We start from the raw sequence: 16,031 nt of genomic DNA, 5'->3' as shown, positions 1-16,031 counted from the left end.
CCCGTGCCCCGGTTTCCGGTCCAGACGACCTCGGTGGTGTAGGTGTGGCGCTTGCTGATGTCCGGCACGGCTAACGCTCCTCCTCCGTCCCGTCCCGCTCGTGGGCGGCACAGGTGTCCATGACGTGTTCACGGGCGGCCGCGTGGGCCTCCCCGGCGCGGCCCGCGGCGATCGCGGCGAGCAGCCGGCGGTGCTGCGCCGCGACCTGGTCGGGGCGCTCCGGCGCGGTCAGCGACCGCCGCGTGGAGACCTGGATCTGGTCCCACAGCCGCTCCAGGGACGCGGCGGCCACCGGGTTCGCCGACAGGGCGGCGATCCGGGCGTGGAAGCGCCGGTTGTGCCGGGCGGCCTCGACCAGCAGCCCCGCGGCCGTGGCCCCCTCCGCGTCCGCCGCGAGCCGCTCCAGCGCGGTCAGTTCGGCGGGCGCTATCTCCCCGCGCCGCTGCCGCTCGGCCGCGAGCTCCGCCGTCAGGCCCTCCAGCACCGCCCGCACCTGGTATGCGTGCCGCAGCGCCTCCGGCTCCAGTTCGACCACGCTGACCCCGCGTCCCGCCGAGCGCACCAGCCCGTCGGCGACCAGCGCCTGGAACGCCTCCCGCACCGGCGTACGGCTCATCGCCAGCGCCGCCGCGGCCTCGAGCTCGGTCAGGCGCTGGCCGGGCGCGTACACCCCGTCCAGGATCAGTTCTCGCAGCCGCGTGCGCGCGGCGTCCGTCTGTTGCACCCCGTCATCGTATCCATTGCATGCAATGCATGCAATGGATACAGGAGCGCTCCGTCCCCGCTCCATGACTGGACGTGGCCACGGCGGGGCATGCATTGCGCGTAGATTCGAACCCGAAAGGGCGTCAGCGGCCGGAGCGAAGCCGATGGAACGTCAGCCTGTCCAGCCGGGTGGCACGGAGGCCGGGGGGCCCGTCGAGGCGCGCCGGCTGCACCGGCCCCTCCATCACGCCGATCTGCCGGCCGTCGCCGACGTCCGCAGGCTGCTGCGCGAGGCGTTACGGAGCTGGGGCGTGCCCGACCTCGCCGACACCGCCGAACTCCTCACCACCGAACTCGTCACCAACGCACTCCGCCACACCGGCCGCGGCGCCGTCCTCACCGTGACGCTGCTGCCCGGGGCCGCCGACCGGCTGCGCGTCGAGGTCCGCGACTTCACGACCCGTCCCCCGCGACTGCGTGCCCCCTCCGACCGCCGTACCTCCGGCCGCGGACTGCTGCTCGTCCACTCGCTCGCCGACGCCTGGGGAGTCCGCCCCGACGGTGACGGCACCGGCAAGATCGTCTGGTTCGAACTCGACGCCGCGGTCCGCTGACCGGCAGCCCACGCCCGCCCGCCCCCGGATGGCGCCGCCGCCCCGGCCGGAAGCCCGGGTCACGGCGACGAACTGATAAGGCGTCATGCATTGCGGGATCAGCCGTACTGGCGTTCCAGATCGGCCAGCTTGCGCTCCAGCGAGTCCAGCCTGGGGAGCGCCATGGTGTCGTCCTCGGCGGTGAGGTCGATCGTCGTACGTGTCGTCTCCTCACGCACGGGCGCCAGGGCGGGCCGTGCACGCGGGGGCAGTTCGGCCTTCTCCGGTTCTATGGCAGGCTCCGCGCCGGCCTGGGCGCCCGCCGCGGCCGAGGAGGGCAGTTCGTACTTGCTGCCGCCGCGGTTCCAGATCCGGTGCTGCCGGTTGATCGCCTTGATGCGGGCCCGTTCCAGGCGCGCGTGCTCGCGGCGGCGCATGGCCTCCTGCTCGTTGCGGGTGCGCTCCTCGCGGACCTCCTCGACGGCCTCGTCCAGGGTGCGGACGCCCTCGAGCAGCATCAGCGACCAGGCGCCGTACGTCTCGCGGGGCGCGCGCAGCCAGCGGACCATGCGGATCTGCGGCAGCGGCCGCGGGATCAGCCCCTGCTCTCGCAGGGCGGCCCGGCGCGTCTGCTTCAGGGCGCGGTCGAAGAGCACGGCCGCGGAGAGCGACATGCCCGCGAAGAACTCCGGGGCGCCGGCGTGACCGCCGCCGCGGGGCGCGTGCACCCAGTTGAACCAGGCCGCCGCGCCCGCGAACAGCCACACCAGCAGCCGCGAGCCCAGCGCCGCGTCACCGTGGCTCGCCTCGCGCACGGCGAGCACCGAGCAGAACATGGCCGCGCCGTCGAGCCCGAAGGGCACCAGGTACTCCCAGCCACCGGAGAGGCCGAGGTTCTGCCGGCCGAAACCGACCAGGCCGTGGAAGGACAGGGCCGCGGCGACGGAGGCGCACCCGAAGAGCAGGACGTAGGAGGCCGTGCCGTACACGGCTTCCTTCTTGCGGCGCCGCTCCTCCGCTCGCTCCCAGGAATCGGCCTGGCCCGCCCCTTCCTTGCGGGCCTTGCGGTTGCGCAGGAACACCGCCGCGGCGGCGAGGACCGCCAGACCGACGGCGCACGCGAGCGCCCAGTCCGGCGTTATGTCCGTAAGTCTCATCGTGCGATTCCTTGCGTCGCAGTACCGTCGCGCTCGGGCCGCGAGACGGCGTCCGCGCGCCATCCTGGCGAACGCCCCGGGCGTGCGAGGCGGTTTCAGGGCAAGAGAACGCCAACGGAGGGGCGGCGAGGGACGAGAGCATCAAAATGCTCGAACTGGGGAGCGGGACTGGTTCAGTTGATCGAGTTGCGGCCTGTGGCCTGACGGCTGATCGGATGCCGCGGGTGGAGATCCACAGGAGATGCGGCACACCTCGGACGATCTTGCCGGGGAGAGCCGGCTCACAGGGGCTCGAAGCCCGTCGCGGAGCGTGTTGCAATAGAACGCGGCGCACATTCCCCGCGGGAGTGCGCCAGCGCACACGACTGCCCGAAGGAGCCCCTGTGGAGTACGCCCCCCGCGCCCAGCGGCGCCCCGCGGCGCCCGCGGCGGCCCCCGGGCTGCCCCCCGGCCACGACGAACGGGTCCGGGGTGCCCACCCGTACGCCGAGGCCGGCGGCGAGCCCGCTCCGGACCGTGCCGAAGGGCTCCCCCGCCCGCGCCGGCTGCCCGAGCGGCACACCGTGCGGGACCAGGTCCTGGGCGCCCTGCGCGGCGCCCTGCTCACCGGCGAGCTGCGCCCGGGGGCCGTGTACTCCGCTCCCGTGCTCGCCGAACGCTTCGGCGTCTCCGCCACCCCGGTGCGCGAGGCGATGCAGCTGCTGGCCCGCGAGGGCGCGGTGGAGGCCATGCCGAACAAGGGCTTCCGGGTCGCCGAGCGCACCAGCCGGGACCTCGCCGAGCTCGCCGAGGTGCGCGCGCTCCTGGAGGTCCCCGTCGTGCTGCGGCTGGCCCGTACCCTGCCCCCGTCCCGCTGGGAGCAGCTGCGACCGCTCGCCGAGGCCGCGGTGGCCGCCGCGGCCCTGGGCGACCGCGCCGCCTACGCCGAGGCAGACCGCGCCTTCCACCGCGCCCTGCTGGAGCTCTCCGGCAACCGGCAGCTCGTCGCCGTCGCCGACGAGTTGCACCGCAGGTCGCAGTGGCCGGTCACCGAGGACCACGGTCACGCCCGTCCCGGGGCCGCCTCCGTGCGCGGCATCAGCGCCCGCCTGATCGCCGATGCCACGCAGCACGCGGCGCTGCTGGAGGCGCTGGTCTCCGGCGACCTGGCCACCGTGGAGTCACTGCTGCGCGAGCACTGCTCCGGGGCGTGACGCTCAGCCGGCCTCCGCCTCCAGCTCCTCGGCCAGCCACACGGGCACCCCGCCCAGCACTCGGAACAGCCGCCCCGCCTCGGCGCGCAGCCGCCCCGCCTCGGCATCCGGCTCCACCCCGGCCAGCGCGGTCAGGGCCGGCGCGACCCCGACGGCGTAGCCGAGCGCCACACGGATCCGCAGCGACTCGGCGAAGCCGTGGCGCGCCTCGGCGAGGTCACCGTCGCGGGCCGCCAGCCCGGCCAGGTGCCGCCAGGTGTACGAGGTCAGCAGCACGTCGTCGTGGGCCACCGCCCCCGCGTGGGCCCGGCGGTACGCGGCTTTGGCCGAGTCCGGGTCGCCGCCCAGGTTCTCGGCGACCAGCCCGCGCCGGAAGTCCAGCAGCGGCCGTCCCGCCGCACCGGGTGCCAGCAGCGCGGCACTGCGCATCAGGGCGGCCCGCGCCTCGTCGGCCCGGTCGCGGATCCCGAAGAGCGTCGCCAGGTACGCCAGGTTGCCGCGTTCGCAGGCGGCCTCACCGCGCTCGTCGTCCGTACGGGCCAGGGCCTCCGCGGCGCGCAGGGCGTCCTCCGCCTCCGCCCAGCCGTCCAGGGTGAACATGCAGCGCTCGATCAGCAGCGCCGCGCGCTCGGTCGCCGCCGCCGGCAACCGCTCCGCATGGGGCGTGAGCAGCAGCGCGGCCTCCGTCCAGCACCCGCGGCCCCGCAGCCGCGACACGTCGGGCGGCGTACCGCCACCCGGCGCCCTCGGTCCCACCTCTGCGTCCGACATGGCGGTGTCCGCCACTTGCCCTCCCCGAAGCGCGTCATCGAGCCGGTTGGGCGGAAGTCCAGCACGACACCGGGTGCCACGCCAAGAGGGCGGACGGCGCGTGATCGATTTCCCGGCCGCCCGGACGCCGACTCCCCGCCGCCCCGCGCTCGCCGCCCCGCGTCGGCGTGGCGGACCCGGACCGCCTCGTCGGCTCGAGCGGGAGTCAGTGCGCGCTGCGGGCGCGCCGTGAGGCGACGCCCCTGCCGCTCGCGACCGCGTCGCGGACGCGCCGATCGGCGCCCGCGCCCACCAGCTGTCCCCGGGGCGAGCTCGACCGCCGGCGCGCGAGGAGGTGATGCGCCCGGGCCCCGGGGGCGGACGCCGATGGCCCCGACGCTGCCGGGGCGCGCGCGGTCAACGGCCCGGGCGGTGTGCCCCGTCCCGGCCGCACCGCCGTGGCCCGCGCCCAACCTCCCTTGGAGGAAGGGCGATGGACCGCCGGCGTTGGCCCGGATCTGCACCGCCATCGGGGCGCACCGGTGCGCGGAAGAGTACAACCAGCCCTCGGGCAACGGCTGGTTGCGGCCCTTGACGCGACCGGTGATGACGATGGCGGCGAGGACGTGTAGTCGTCGTCCGCCGGCCGGCCGTGTCGTCAGCGCCCTCCGCGGTCGAGGGCGGCGACCTCGCGTACGGCCTCGGCGACGGCCGGGAAGTCCCTCTTGAGGATCGCGTCGTGATTGCTGGCGACCTTCGCGCTGATCTCGATGTTCGCGTTGCGGGCGACCACCCCGTCGAGGCCGGCGCGGATCCGCTCCTGCTCGTCACCCTTGCTTCCGAGGGACGTCCCCGAGGCGACCACATACCGCGCCGGGACGGTGATGTTGTCCAACACGGGTCCCAGCTCGTCCACGCGGGCGAGCCTGCCGAGCTCGATGTTGCTGTTCGCCATCTGTTCGGCATTCATCCGCGGGGTCAGGCCCGTCGGGCGCAGCAGCGGCAGGAACCAGCTCATCCGGCGGAAGGTCTTCCGGATCCGCTGCTCCATGGCCGCATCCAGCCAGTTGTACGGTTGCGCACCGTCGACCAGGACCGCGCCGATGGCACGGCCCGGGTTGCGGCCGGCCCAGTGAGCCGCGACGAACGCCCCGTAGGACCAGCCCACCACCAGCGCCCGGTCCACCTCCCGGGCCGCCAGGACGGCGTCGACGTCCCGGACGGCTGCTTCGAAGGAGTAGTCCGCCGAACGCTTCGATTTCCTGCCGCGGGCCCGCTCGTCGTAGGTGATGTGACGCCAGTTCGTGCCCAGTTCGGCGATGACCCGCCGCCAGTACCCCTGGGTGGCGAACTGGCCGTTGAGGTAGACCACCGGGATCCCGGGGCCTCCGGTGTCGGTGACCGCCAGGGCCGTGTCGTCCACCGGCACCATGCCGCTCCACTGAGCACTGGTCGAGGACGTGCTGCACTTCGTCATGTGATCCCCCTGGTCGTGTCGGGTGTGTTGTGCGGCTTGTCCGTGCCTCGGTCGCCCGCAAGGCCGCTTGCGGGCGAACAGCCGGGTCCTTTGCGAGGACCGACAGGATCTCTGTCGGGGTGGACCCGGCCGGATGATGCTGGTTCCGCTCGGCTCAGAGGCTGCGGGCGGTGATGTCGCCGCGGGAGGTGGTGGCGCGGATGTCGAGGTCGGCGGTGCCGTCGTTCTTGAGGGTGTTGCTGACGCGGCCGTAGCCGGTGCCGGCGTCGAGGGCGGCTGAGACGCCGGTGGCGGCCGCGATCGCGATGTCGCCGGTCTGGGTGCGCAGTACGACGGTGCCGCGCAGGGCCTCGCCGATCCGGATGTCGCCCCGTGCGGTGTCGATCTCCGCGGGCCCGTTCAGCCGGCCGACCTCGACATCGCCGTCGATCGCGGTGAGGCGGACGCTCGCGGCCTCGTCGATCTTGATCTGGCGGTACGCGCCGTTGAAGGCGATGTCGCCGAGGCGTCCGACGGAGCGGAACTCGGCGCTGGCGGCCTTGGCCTCGACGCGTGAGCCGGCGGGCAGTTGGACGGTGACCTCCAGGGATCCGGACGGGCCGAAGAGCCGGTTGTCGGGGGTCGGGGCGGTGATCCGCAGGACGCCGTCGGCGTAGGTGACGGTGGTCTGCTCGGCGGTCTTGATGTCGCGGCTCTTGGCGGGGTCGGCCGGCAGGACCTCGACGGTGGTGTCGGCTCGGTCCGCGGCGATGAACTGGATGCGTCCGGCGGGGATGTCCACGACGGCGGAGATCAGGGCGGGGGTGTCGAACTTCTGCATCGTGCTCTCCCGTGCTCGGTCGTTGTTTCTGACATTGAAAACGCTACGTTGCTTTCCGTCCTCAAGGCAACGCGCTCGTTGCATAGAATTGGAGTTTATGCAGGTCAAATGTCCAAAAGTGTTGCAATGGAGTGAGCTCAACGCAACGACGACTGTGTCGGATCGTTGCAATGGATGGGAGTGAACGCTATGGTGGGGGATCGGTGACCGCCACGAGGAACAACCCGAGGAGACCGCGATGCCGGGAGGCAGGCTCACCCTGCTGGAGCGCCAGCAGATCGCGCTGGGGCTGGCCGACAGCCTCCCCTACGCCGAGATCGCCCGGCGCCTGGACCGTCCGACCTCGACGATCACGCGGGAGGTGATGCGCAACGGCGGTCCCACCGCGTACCGCGCAGACCTGGCCCACCGCGCCACCGAACGCCGCGCCCACCGGCGCAGGCCCGCCCCCTCCCCGGGGCCGGGAGCGCCCGCACAGGGCCACGGACGGGACGCCGGGGCCGTGACCGAGTACGAGGAGACGTTCACCACCCTCCTCATGCAACAAGGTCTGCCCAAGATGACGGCCCGGGTGCTGACGAGCCTCTTCACTGCCGACGCGGGCAGCCTCACCGCGTCCCAACTCGTCCAGCGCCTCCAGGTCAGCCCGGCGTCCGTCTCCAAGGCTGTCGCGTTCCTCGAAAGCCAGGGCCTCGTCCGCCGGGAACGCGACGAACGCCGCCGCGAGCGCTACTTCGTCGACGACGATGTCTGGTACCAGTCGACGATCGCCGGCGCCCGCGGCACCGCCCAGGTCGCCGAGATCGCACGGCAGGGCGTCGGCATCCTCGGCCGCGGCACCCCGGCCGCCGCCCGCCTGGAGAACATCGCCCGCTTCAGCGACTTCATCAGCGAGAGCATCCACCGCGCCGCGGAGCAGGCCCGCGAGATCCTCCGCTCGAAACCCGAAGCGGCCTCAGGCGGTAGGGCCGGGCCGGTTCCGGATCGCGGACAGCCGTCTTGACGGTCGCAGCCTGCGGCGCCCGCGCAGGCTGGTTCAGCCTGAGCCGGCCCGTCGAGCGCCCGCCGGCGGCCTCGTTGAGATCGCTCGGCAGGGCGCCGGCATTCTCCGCTGCGACACCACTGCGGGTGCGGGGCCCGCCGGCCGGCGGCGGCGTCAGCTCATCCGCAGGGCCAGGAAGAAGTCCACCTTGTCCTCCAGGCGCGACAGGTCGCGGCCCGTGAGTTGCTCGATCCTGCCGATCCGGTAGCGCAGAGTGTTGACGTGCAGATGCAGCCGGTTCGCGCAGCGCGTCCAGGAGCCGTCGCAGTCGAGGAAGGCCTCGAGCGTGGGGATGAGCTCCGCGCGGTGCCGTCGGTCGTAGGCGCGCAGCGGGTCGAGGAGCCTGGCGGTGAAGGCGCGGCGGACGTCGTCGGGGACGAAGGGCAGCAGCAGGACGTGGGAGGCGAGCTCCTCGTGGCCGGCGACGCAGACCCGGCCCGGGCGGGCGGCGGCCACGCGGCGGGCGTGGCGGGCCTCCTCCAGGGCGCCGCGCAGCCCGTCGGCGGTGTGGACGGTGGCGCTGACGCCGATGGTGAGCCGTCCGTCGCCGTCCAGGCCCCGGGTGAGGGGGCCGCGGAGCGCGGAGAGCAGGCCCTGGGCGGACAGCTCGGGGGCGGCGCCGTCGGACTCGAGCGACGCCAGGGGGACGAGGGCCATCGCCTCCTCGCCCGCGTGGGCGACGGCGATGCGGTCGGCCGGGTCGGGGCCCACCGCGCGCGGGTCCACCAGGGCCTCCTCCAGCAGGGCCTGGGCGATCGGCCCCGCGGTGGGCCCGCCGCCCGCCCAGTCGACGCGGGCGACGACGACCTGCCAGTGCGGCGCGGCGCCGAGCCCCGGCACCAGCACGGGCGCGGCCACGCGCAGCCGCGCGGCGATCTCGCCCGGTGGCGCGCCGGTCTGCACGAGGTCCAGCACCTCGGCGGCGAGCCGGCGGCGCACGGTGCGCGCGGCGTCCCGCCGGTCGCGCTCGACGGCGATGAGCTGGGTGACGCCGTCCAGCAGGTCCAGGCGTTCGGCCGGCCAGTCGCCCGCGTCGGCGTCGACGGCGAGGAACCAGTCGGACAGCATGGTGCCGCGGATGTCGCCGACCGGGTCGCCGCTGCGGATGGGGAAGAGCGAGTAGTGGCGGCCGGCGGCGTAGGCGTGGTGCGGCCGGCGGCGGCCGGTGCGGGCGGCGGCCAGGTGCTCCCCGGCGAGCTCGGCCCGTACGCCGGCGGTCAGCGGGTGGTCGGAGCCGGCGATCCGGCGGCCGGTCGTGGACAGCACCCAGGCACGCAGGTCGAGGTCGCTGCCGAGCAGGTCCAGCACGGCGTCGGGACCACCGCCCTCGGGCCCGGAGGTCATCAGCCGGCGGTGCCGTTCCACCACGGCGGCCAGGTCCCCGGCGCGCTCGGTGGACACCTGGCGCACCACGTGCTCGGTGATGGAGGCGAAGGCGACGTCCTCGTCGACCGCGAACAGCGGCAGCCGGTGCCGGGCGCACGCCAGCACCAGGTCGTCCGGGACGGAGCCCAGCTCGGCCTCCCCGGCGGCGAGACCGGCGACCCCGGCCGTGGCGAGGATCCGCACGAAGCGCTCGGAGTCGTCCGGTCCGCGGCGCCACGCCAGTCCGGTCAGCACCAGCTCACCGCCGGAGAGGTAGCGGCTGGGGTCCTTCAGGTCGGTGGTCATCACGCCACGGACGGTGCGGTCCAGCTCCTCCTCGCCGCCGAGCAGCCGCAGGCCGAGGGCATCGGTGTCCAGCAGTGCGCGCAGCCGCATCGTCGTCGCCTCGTCTCGAACGCTTCCCTGTCCGACGCGGTACCAGGGTGGCGCCCGCTCGGTTGCATCGGTGTTGCCGTGTCGATGCCGACAGGTTTCAGGTCCGCGTCTTTCGGAGGAATCTACAAGACCAGCGTACCGACCAGCGAAGTGCTTCATGTGTTCGGTGACTGCACCGGGCACCGCGCCCGGACGTGTACTGGGTCACACAGCGTGAACAGGACATGAAAGGCCATCCCGTCCCCCGACGAAGAAGAGAGCGCTCATGGACTTCCTGCGTCCCGCGACCTGGGAGGAGGCCCTCGCCGCCAAGGCGGAGCACCCCACGGCCGTACCCATCGCGGGCGGCACCGACGTGATGGTCGAGATCAACTTCGACCACCGCCGGCCCGATGTCCTGCTGGACCTGAACCGCGTCGGCGACCTGTACGAGTGGGAGGTGGGGGAGGAGACCGTACGGCTGGGCGCCGCGGTCCCCTACACCCGCGTCATCGAGGCCCTGGCCAGGGAACTGCCCGGCCTCGCGCTCGCCGCCCGCACCGTGGGCTCGCCGCAGATCCGCAACCGGGGCAGCGTCGGCGGCAACCTCGGCGCCGCCTCCCCGGCCGGGGACTCGCACCCGCCGCTGCTCGCCGCCGGCGCCGAGGTGGAGGCGGAGTCCGCACGCGGCACCCGGCTGATCCCAGTCGAGGAGTTCTACACCGGGGTGAAGCGCAACGCCCTCGCCCCGGACGAGCTGATCCGCGCCGTGCACATCGCCAGGGCCGACGGCCCCCAGCAGTTCTCCAAGGTCGGCACCCGCAACGCCATGGTCATCGCGGTCTGCGCCTTCGGCCTGGCCCTGCACCCGGCCACCCGCACGGTGCGCACGGGCATCGGCTCGGCCGCGCCCACCCCGGTCCGCGCCACCACCGCCGAGGAGTTCCTCACCGCGGCGCTGGAGGAGGAGGGGCTGTGGGACAGCGGCCGGATCATCCCGCCCTCCGTGGCAGCCCAGTTCGCGGAACTGGCCGCCGGCTGCGCCAGCCCCATCGACGACGTACGCGGCAGCGCCGCCTACCGCCGCCACGCCCTGATGGTCATGGCCCGCCGCACCCTCGGCTGGACCTGGGACGAGTACCGCGGCGCCGAGAGGAGCCCCCGATGCGCGTGACCTTCACCGTCAACGGACGGCGCCAGGAGGCCGACGACGTGTGGGAGGGCGAGAGCCTGCTGTACGTCCTGCGCGAGCGCATGGGCCTGCCCGGCTCCAAGAACGCATGTGAGCAGGGCGAGTGCGGCTCCTGCACGGTCCGGCTGGACGGCGTGCCGGTGTGCGCCTGCCTGGTCGCGGCCGGCCAGGTGCAAGGCCGCGAGGTCGTGACCGTCGAGGGCCTGGCGGACTTCGCCAAGGAGCGCGACACGGGCGAGGCGGGCCCCGGCACCGACCCGGGCGCCGCGCAGCGGTGGCAGGCGCGACCCGCGGGCCCGGCCACCGGGCTGTCGCCGGTCCAGCAGGCCTTCGTCGACGCCGGGGCCGTCCAGTGCGGCTTCTGCACCCCCGGGCTGCTGGTCGCCGCCGACGAGCTGCTGGAGCGCAACGCCCAGCCCACCGACGCCGACATCCGCGAGGCACTCTCGGGCAACCTGTGCCGCTGCACCGGCTACGAGAAGATCCTCGACGCGGTCCGCCTCGCGGCCGCCCGCACGGGGACGGAGGCCTGACCGCGATGGGCGTGACCCGTACCCCCACCCCCACCACCCAGGGCAGCGAGACCCGGGGCGGCATCGGCGAGTCCACGCTGCGCCCCGACGGCGTCCTCAAGACCACCGGGGAGTTCGCCTACGCCTCCGATCTGTGGCACGAGGACATGCTCTGGGGCCACACCCTGCGCAGCGCGTACGCGCACGCCGAGATCGTCTCCCTCGACGCCTCGCAGGCGCTGGCGCAGCCCGGTGTGCACGCCGTGCTCACCTACGACGACCTGCCCACCGGCGTGCGGCACTACGGCCTAGAGATCCAGGACACCCCCGTCCTCGCCCACGGCCGGGTCCGGCACCACGGCGAACCGGTCGCGCTGGTCGCCGCCGACCACCCCGAGACCGCCCGCCGCGCCGCTGCCAAGATCAAGGTCGAGTACCGGCAACTGCCCGTCGTCGTCGACGAGGCGACCGCCACCGCCCCGGACGCGCCGCTGATCCACGAGGACCGCACCGACCACCACAGCGGCCACGTCCCGCACCCCAACATCGTGCACCGCCAGCCGGTCGTCCGAGGCGACGCCGACGCCGCCGCCCGGCGCGCCGACGTGGTCGTCACCGGCGACTACGAGGTCGGCATGCAGGACCAGGCCTTCCTCGGCCCCGAGTCGGGCCTCGCGGTCCCCGCCGAGGACGGCGGTGTCGACCTCTACATCGCCACCCAGTGGCTGCACGCGGACCTGCGCCAGATCGCCCCCGTCCTCGGCCTGCCGGAGGAGAAGGTGCGCATGACGCTCTCCGGTGTCGGCGGCGCCTTCGGCGGGCGCGAGGACCTGTCGATGCAGATCCACGCCTGCCTGCTGGCACTGCGCACCGGCAGACCCGTCAAGATGGTCTACAACCGCTTCGAGTCCTTCTTCGGGCACGTCCACCGGCACCCCGCGAGACTCCACTACGAGCACGGTGCCACCCGCGACGGGAAGATCACCCACATGCGGTGCCGCATCGTGCTGGACGGCGGTGCCTACGCCTCCTCCTCCCCGGCCGTCGTGGGCAACGCCTCCTCCCTCGGCGCCGGCCCGTACGTCATCGACGACGTCGACATCGAGGCCCTCGCGCTCTACACCAACAACCCGCCCTGCGGCGCCATGCGCGGCTTCGGCGCGGTCCAGGCCTGCTTCGCCTACGAGGCGCAGATGGACAAGCTCGCCGCCGCCCTCGACATGGACCCGGTGGAGTTCCGGCGGCTCAACGCCATGTCCCAGGGCAGCGTCATGCCCACCGGACAGGTCGTCGACTCACCGGCTCCCGTCGCCGAACTGCTGCGCCGCGTCAAGGCGATGCCGATGCCGCCGGAGCGGGAGTGGGAGAGCGCCGGCGGCGGCGTGGACGTCCGCGCGCTGCCCGGCGGGCTGTCCAACACCACGCACGGCGAGGGCGTCGTCCGCGGCGTCGGTTACGCCGTCGGCATCAAGAACGTGGGCTTCTCCGAGGGCTTCGACGACTACTCCACCGCCCGCGTCCGGCTGGAGGTGATCGCCGGCGAGCCGGTGGCCACCGTGCACACCGCGATGGCCGAGGTGGGTCAGGGCGGCGTCACCGTGCACGCCCAGATCGCCCGCACCGAGCTCGGTGTCACCCAGGTCACCATCAACCCCGCCGACACGCGGGTAGGTTCGGCCGGCTCCACCTCCGCCTCCCGGCAGACGTACGTCACCGGCGGCGCGGTGCGGCACACCTGCCAGGCGGTGCGCGAACGCGTCCTGGAGATGGGCCGCGCCAGGTTCGGCACGCACCACCCCGCCTGGGCGACCGCCGAACTCCTCCTGGAGGGCGGCAAGGTCGTCACCGACGGCGGTGAGGTGCTGGCGGAGCTCGCCGAGGTGCTGGGCGACGAGGCGATCGACATCGAGCGGGAGTGGCGCCACCGCCCCACCGAGCCCTTCGACCTGCGCACCGGACAGGGCCGCGGGCACGTCCAGTACGCCTTCGCCGCGCACCGGGCCGTCGTTGAGGTGGACACCGAACTCGGCCTGGTCAAGGTCGTCGAACTCGCCTGCGCCCAGGACGTCGGCAAGGCGCTCAACCCGCTGTCGGTCATCGGCCAGATCCAGGGCGGCACGACCCAGGGCCTGGGGCTGGCCGTCATGGAGGAGATCCTCGTCTCCGACCGGGCCACGGTGCGGAACCCGTCCTTCACCGACTATCTGATCCCCACCATCCTCGACACGCCGCCCATCCCGGTCGACGTGCTCGAACTCGCCGACGACCACGCCCCCTACGGGCTGCGCGGCGTCGGCGAGGCCCCCACCCTGTCCTCCACCCCCGCCGTCGTCGCCGCCATCCGCGCTGCGACCGGTCTCGCCCTCAGCCGCGTACCGGTACGGCCGGAGCACCTGACCGGAACGTGAGACGGCTCAGCCCGTCGCCGTCCGGCGCCGGGCGGCCCACCGCACCACTGCCGGGCAGTCCCCCGGGTCGTGCTGCGGACCATCCCGAATCCCGTGCGGCGCACGCCGTCCGGGTGTCCCTGTGAACCTTGGGAGTGGCACCGCATGACCCAGTCGACCCCGTCAGCCATGCACGCGACCGCCCCGGAGGACCCCGGCGCGCCATCGCGCCGGCCGGCCGGACGCACCCGGCTCGACCGGTACTTCCACATGTCCGAGCGCGGCTCCACCGTCGCCCGCGAGCCGGCGTGATCGTCTTCACGCTCGTGCCGGCCGGCTTCTCTGGGTGCTCACGGCCGTCTTCGTCGTCCACTTCGCCCTGCACCCTCCCGAGGGCCTGCTCGACATCTGTTGAGGATCCGCCACCATGCTGGACATCGCCGACGAACTGCACCGCTGGGCCGTCGAGGGCAGGCCGTTCGCCGTCGCGACCGTCGTCGCGGTCGGCGGCAGCGCGCCCCGGCAGCCGGGCGCCGCGCTCGCCGTCGACGCCGAGGGCACCGCGGTGGGCAGCGTGTCCGGCGGGTGCGTGGAAGGCGCCGTCCACGAGCTCTGCCGGGAGGTGCTGGAAACCGGCGAGCCCGTGCTGCGGCGCTTCGGCTACTTTGACGACGACGCGTTCGCCGTGGGGCTGACCTGCGGCGGCGTCATCGACATCTTCGTACAGCGGATCGCGCCCGGGGCGCAGCCGCAGCCGCAACTCGCCGCGGCGCTGGCGGCCGCCTCCCGCGGGGAGGCGGCTGCCGTGGCCAGGGTCGTGGCGGGCCCCTCCGGCCTGCCCGGCCGGACGCTGCTGGTGCGGCCGGGTGGAGCGTACGACGGCACCCTCGGCGACCGGGACCTGGACCGCACCGCCGCGGCCGAGGCCCACGCCCTGCTGGCAGCCGGCCGCACCGCCACCGTCGGCATCGGGGCGGACGGCGGGCGCTGCGGCGAGCCGCTCACCCTGCTGGTCGAGGCCAGCGTCCCGCCGCCGCGCCTGCTCGTGTTCGGCGCGATCGACTTCGCCGCGGCCCTGGTGCGGGTCGGCGCGTTCCTCGGCTACCGGGTGACGGTCTGCGACGCGCGCCCGGTCTTCGCGACCGCCCGGCGCTTCCCGGAGGCCGACGAGGTCGTCGTGGACTGGCCGCACCGTTACCTCGAGCGCACCGCGGTCGACGGCCGCACCGTCGTCTGCGTGCTCACGCACGACGCCAAGTTCGACGTGCCGCTGCTGGAGCGGGCGCTGCGCATGCCCGTCGCGTACGTCGGGGCCATGGGTTCCCGGCGCACGCACGAGCAGCGCCTGACCCGGCTGCGCGAGAAGGGCCTCGGCGAACCCGAACTGGCCAGGCTGCACAGCCCGATCGGCCTCGACCTCGGCGCCCGCACGCCCGAGGAGACGGCGCTGTCCATCGCCGCGGAGTTCGTCGCCCACCGCCACGGAGGCACGGGGCGCCCCCTGCGGGGCGCCCACACCCCCATCCACCGCGCGGCTTCGTCTCGGGCGTGAGGCGCGGGGTTGCTGCGCGCGGGTCGTTCGCGCCTGCGGCGGGCATCCCCGCCCTCCCGCCCCAGCCTTCGGCCGGGGGACCCCCACCTCGGCGCCCGCGGCGCTGCCCCACGTCGTTCGGCGCCGCGCCCACCGCTCGCCTCCCCAGCTACCGCCGTGAGGTGCCCCCGAGGGCAGGTGGCTGCTCGCCGCCTCGGACCCCGAGGCGGACCACCACGACGTGGCCTTCGCCTGACCGGCGCGGGCGGCGCCGGGGCCGGGCGGGTGATCGTTCCGCCCGGCCGCCGGGACGGTGCCCAGGTCAGCCGCGAAGCGGCGCGAGGGCGCGGCTCCACTCGATGACCTCGTCGATCAGGGTCGACAGGCTCGCGGCCTGGTGCTCGCCGGGGGCGAACTCGCTGAAGTTGACGAAGTCGGTGAAGAGGGAGAGCGCGACCTGGGAGCGCACGTCGGCCATCTTCAGCTCGCCGGCGATCAGCCGCAGGTGCTCGGCGGCGCGGGCGCCGCCCACGGAGCCGTAGGACACGACGCCGAGCGCCTTGTGGTTCCACTCGGCGTGCAGGTAGTCGATGGCGTTCTTCAGCACGCCGGAGGTGGAGTGGTTGTACTCCGGGGTGACGAAGATGAAGCCGTCGAAGCCGGCGATCTTGGCGGCCCACTCCTTGGTGTGGGCGTTCTGGTACTGGCCCATGGCCGGCGGGATCGGCTCGTCGAGGTGGGGGAGCGGGTAGTCGGCGAGGTCCACCAGCTCGAAGGTGGCGTCGCCACCGTGCTTGCTGGCCTGCTCGAGGACCCAGTGGGCGACCTTCTCGCCGTTCCGGCCGGGGCGGGTGCTGCCGAGGATGATGCCGATCCTGGTCATGAGGCGTGATTCCGATCTGTGTGGTGCGAGATATGAATTGAAGCTTCAA

General features: G+C 73.9%; 15 protein-coding genes. 8 read left to right on the top strand and 7 right to left on the bottom strand.

Features of this window, described 5'->3' with window-relative positions; translation table 11 throughout:
- Nucleotides 1-70: 70 nt before the first annotated feature.
- The gene (locus AC3EUJ_RS25850) at nucleotides 71-724 is read right to left on the bottom strand and encodes a GntR family transcriptional regulator (protein WP_431965303.1); all 654 of its coding nucleotides are present in this window, start codon (nucleotides 722-724) and stop codon (nucleotides 71-73) included.
- A gap of 145 nt (nucleotides 725-869) precedes the next feature.
- On the opposite strand from AC3EUJ_RS25850, the gene AC3EUJ_RS25845 reads away from it, so the two are divergent.
- Nucleotides 870-1,319: an ATP-binding protein gene (locus AC3EUJ_RS25845; protein WP_431965301.1), complete on the top strand. Its 450-nt coding sequence runs from the start codon at nucleotides 870-872 to the stop codon at nucleotides 1,317-1,319.
- Nucleotides 1,320-1,417: 98 nt separating this feature from the next.
- Here AC3EUJ_RS25845 and AC3EUJ_RS25840 read toward each other — a convergent pair whose 3' ends face one another.
- Nucleotides 1,418-2,455, bottom strand: a complete 1,038-nt coding sequence (locus AC3EUJ_RS25840; RefSeq protein WP_431965299.1) for a DUF2637 domain-containing protein — start codon at nucleotides 2,453-2,455, stop codon at nucleotides 1,418-1,420.
- Between the two features lie 383 nt (nucleotides 2,456-2,838).
- Here AC3EUJ_RS25840 and AC3EUJ_RS25835 point away from each other — a divergent pair, with 383 nt between their 5' ends.
- Nucleotides 2,839-3,648 carry a GntR family transcriptional regulator gene (locus AC3EUJ_RS25835; RefSeq protein ID WP_431965297.1) on the top strand — a complete coding sequence of 270 codons (810 nt, stop codon included), beginning with the start codon at nucleotides 2,839-2,841 and terminating at the stop codon, nucleotides 3,646-3,648.
- A 3-nt stretch (nucleotides 3,649-3,651) separates the two neighbouring features.
- Here AC3EUJ_RS25835 and AC3EUJ_RS25830 read toward each other — a convergent pair whose 3' ends face one another.
- The 3 genes from AC3EUJ_RS25830 to AC3EUJ_RS25820 form a co-directional block, all read right to left on the bottom strand.
- Nucleotides 3,652-4,419, bottom strand: a complete 768-nt coding sequence (locus tag AC3EUJ_RS25830; protein ID WP_431965390.1) for a hypothetical protein — start codon at nucleotides 4,417-4,419, stop codon at nucleotides 3,652-3,654.
- A gap of 637 nt (nucleotides 4,420-5,056) precedes the next feature.
- Complete coding sequence (locus AC3EUJ_RS25825; protein ID WP_431965295.1) at nucleotides 5,057-5,875, bottom strand: alpha/beta fold hydrolase; 819 nt, start codon at nucleotides 5,873-5,875, stop codon at nucleotides 5,057-5,059.
- Nucleotides 5,876-6,029: 154 nt separating this feature from the next.
- On the bottom strand, nucleotides 6,030-6,695 hold the full coding sequence (locus tag AC3EUJ_RS25820) for a DUF4097 family beta strand repeat-containing protein (RefSeq protein WP_431965293.1): 666 nt from the start codon (nucleotides 6,693-6,695) through the stop codon (nucleotides 6,030-6,032).
- Between the two features lie 238 nt (nucleotides 6,696-6,933).
- On the opposite strand from AC3EUJ_RS25820, the gene AC3EUJ_RS25815 reads away from it, so the two are divergent.
- Entirely contained in the window at nucleotides 6,934-7,698 is a 765-nt protein-coding gene (locus AC3EUJ_RS25815; protein WP_431965291.1) for a GbsR/MarR family transcriptional regulator, read from the top strand.
- Nucleotides 7,699-7,851: 153 nt separating this feature from the next.
- Here the strand turns inward: AC3EUJ_RS25815 and AC3EUJ_RS25810 are convergent, their stop codons facing one another.
- Complete coding sequence (locus AC3EUJ_RS25810) at nucleotides 7,852-9,498, bottom strand: PucR family transcriptional regulator (RefSeq protein WP_431965289.1); 1,647 nt, start codon at nucleotides 9,496-9,498, stop codon at nucleotides 7,852-7,854.
- A 265-nt stretch (nucleotides 9,499-9,763) separates the two neighbouring features.
- On the opposite strand from AC3EUJ_RS25810, the gene AC3EUJ_RS25805 reads away from it, so the two are divergent.
- The 5 genes from AC3EUJ_RS25805 to AC3EUJ_RS25785 all read left to right on the top strand — a co-directional run bounded on the left by AC3EUJ_RS25805 (nucleotide 9,764) and on the right by AC3EUJ_RS25785 (nucleotide 15,120).
- Complete coding sequence (locus AC3EUJ_RS25805; RefSeq protein WP_431965287.1) at nucleotides 9,764-10,651, top strand: FAD binding domain-containing protein; 888 nt, start codon at nucleotides 9,764-9,766, stop codon at nucleotides 10,649-10,651.
- Complete coding sequence (locus AC3EUJ_RS25800) at nucleotides 10,642-11,202, top strand: (2Fe-2S)-binding protein (RefSeq protein ID WP_431965285.1); 561 nt, start codon at nucleotides 10,642-10,644, stop codon at nucleotides 11,200-11,202. Before AC3EUJ_RS25805 ends, AC3EUJ_RS25800 begins: the two co-directional genes overlap by 10 nt.
- Nucleotides 11,203-11,207: 5 nt before the next feature.
- The gene (gene pucD / locus AC3EUJ_RS25795; protein WP_431965283.1) at nucleotides 11,208-13,589 is read left to right on the top strand and encodes a xanthine dehydrogenase subunit D; all 2,382 of its coding nucleotides are present in this window, start codon (nucleotides 11,208-11,210) and stop codon (nucleotides 13,587-13,589) included.
- Nucleotides 13,590-13,733: 144 nt separating this feature from the next.
- A complete protein-coding gene (locus AC3EUJ_RS25790) occupies nucleotides 13,734-13,880 on the top strand; it encodes a hypothetical protein (RefSeq protein WP_431965396.1) in 147 nt (48 codons plus the stop codon).
- 115 nt (nucleotides 13,881-13,995) lie between these two features.
- Nucleotides 13,996-15,120, top strand: coding sequence for an XdhC family protein (locus AC3EUJ_RS25785; protein ID WP_431965281.1), 1,125 nt, complete (start codon nucleotides 13,996-13,998; stop codon nucleotides 15,118-15,120).
- A gap of 301 nt (nucleotides 15,121-15,421) precedes the next feature.
- On the opposite strand, the gene AC3EUJ_RS25780 is transcribed toward AC3EUJ_RS25785, so the two are convergent.
- On the bottom strand, nucleotides 15,422-15,982 hold the full coding sequence (locus AC3EUJ_RS25780; protein ID WP_431965279.1) for an NADPH-dependent FMN reductase: 561 nt from the start codon (nucleotides 15,980-15,982) through the stop codon (nucleotides 15,422-15,424).
- Nucleotides 15,983-16,031: the final 49 nt, after the last annotated feature.

The sequence above is a fragment of the Actinacidiphila sp. bgisy160 genome (assembly GCF_057707815.1).
This window is presented reverse-complemented; position numbering and strand designations above follow the sequence as displayed.

Bases quoted from the DNA above. Each gene is read 5' to 3' on its own strand.
- AC3EUJ_RS25810 (WP_431965289.1), bottom strand. From the start codon at position 9,498: ATGCGGCTGCGCGCACTGCTGGACACCGATGCCCTCGGCCTGCGGCTG.
- AC3EUJ_RS25800 (WP_431965285.1), top strand. From the start codon at position 10,642: ATGCGCGTGACCTTCACCGTCAACGGACGGCGCCAGGAGGCCGACGAC.
- AC3EUJ_RS25840 (WP_431965299.1), bottom strand. From the start codon at position 2,455: ATGAGACTTACGGACATAACGCCGGACTGGGCGCTCGCGTGCGCCGTC.
- AC3EUJ_RS25785 (WP_431965281.1), top strand. From the start codon at position 13,996: ATGCTGGACATCGCCGACGAACTGCACCGCTGGGCCGTCGAGGGCAGG.
- AC3EUJ_RS25825 (WP_431965295.1), bottom strand. From the start codon at position 5,875: ATGACGAAGTGCAGCACGTCCTCGACCAGTGCTCAGTGGAGCGGCATG.
- AC3EUJ_RS25820 (WP_431965293.1), bottom strand. From the start codon at position 6,695: ATGCAGAAGTTCGACACCCCCGCCCTGATCTCCGCCGTCGTGGACATC.
- AC3EUJ_RS25790 (WP_431965396.1), top strand. From the start codon at position 13,734: ATGACCCAGTCGACCCCGTCAGCCATGCACGCGACCGCCCCGGAGGAC.
- AC3EUJ_RS25780 (WP_431965279.1), bottom strand. From the start codon at position 15,982: ATGACCAGGATCGGCATCATCCTCGGCAGCACCCGCCCCGGCCGGAAC.
- AC3EUJ_RS25845 (WP_431965301.1), top strand. From the start codon at position 870: ATGGAACGTCAGCCTGTCCAGCCGGGTGGCACGGAGGCCGGGGGGCCC.
- AC3EUJ_RS25805 (WP_431965287.1), top strand. From the start codon at position 9,764: ATGGACTTCCTGCGTCCCGCGACCTGGGAGGAGGCCCTCGCCGCCAAG.
- AC3EUJ_RS25830 (WP_431965390.1), bottom strand. From the start codon at position 4,419: ATGTCGGACGCAGAGGTGGGACCGAGGGCGCCGGGTGGCGGTACGCCG.
- pucD (WP_431965283.1), top strand. From the start codon at position 11,208: ATGGGCGTGACCCGTACCCCCACCCCCACCACCCAGGGCAGCGAGACC.
- AC3EUJ_RS25815 (WP_431965291.1), top strand. From the start codon at position 6,934: ATGCCGGGAGGCAGGCTCACCCTGCTGGAGCGCCAGCAGATCGCGCTG.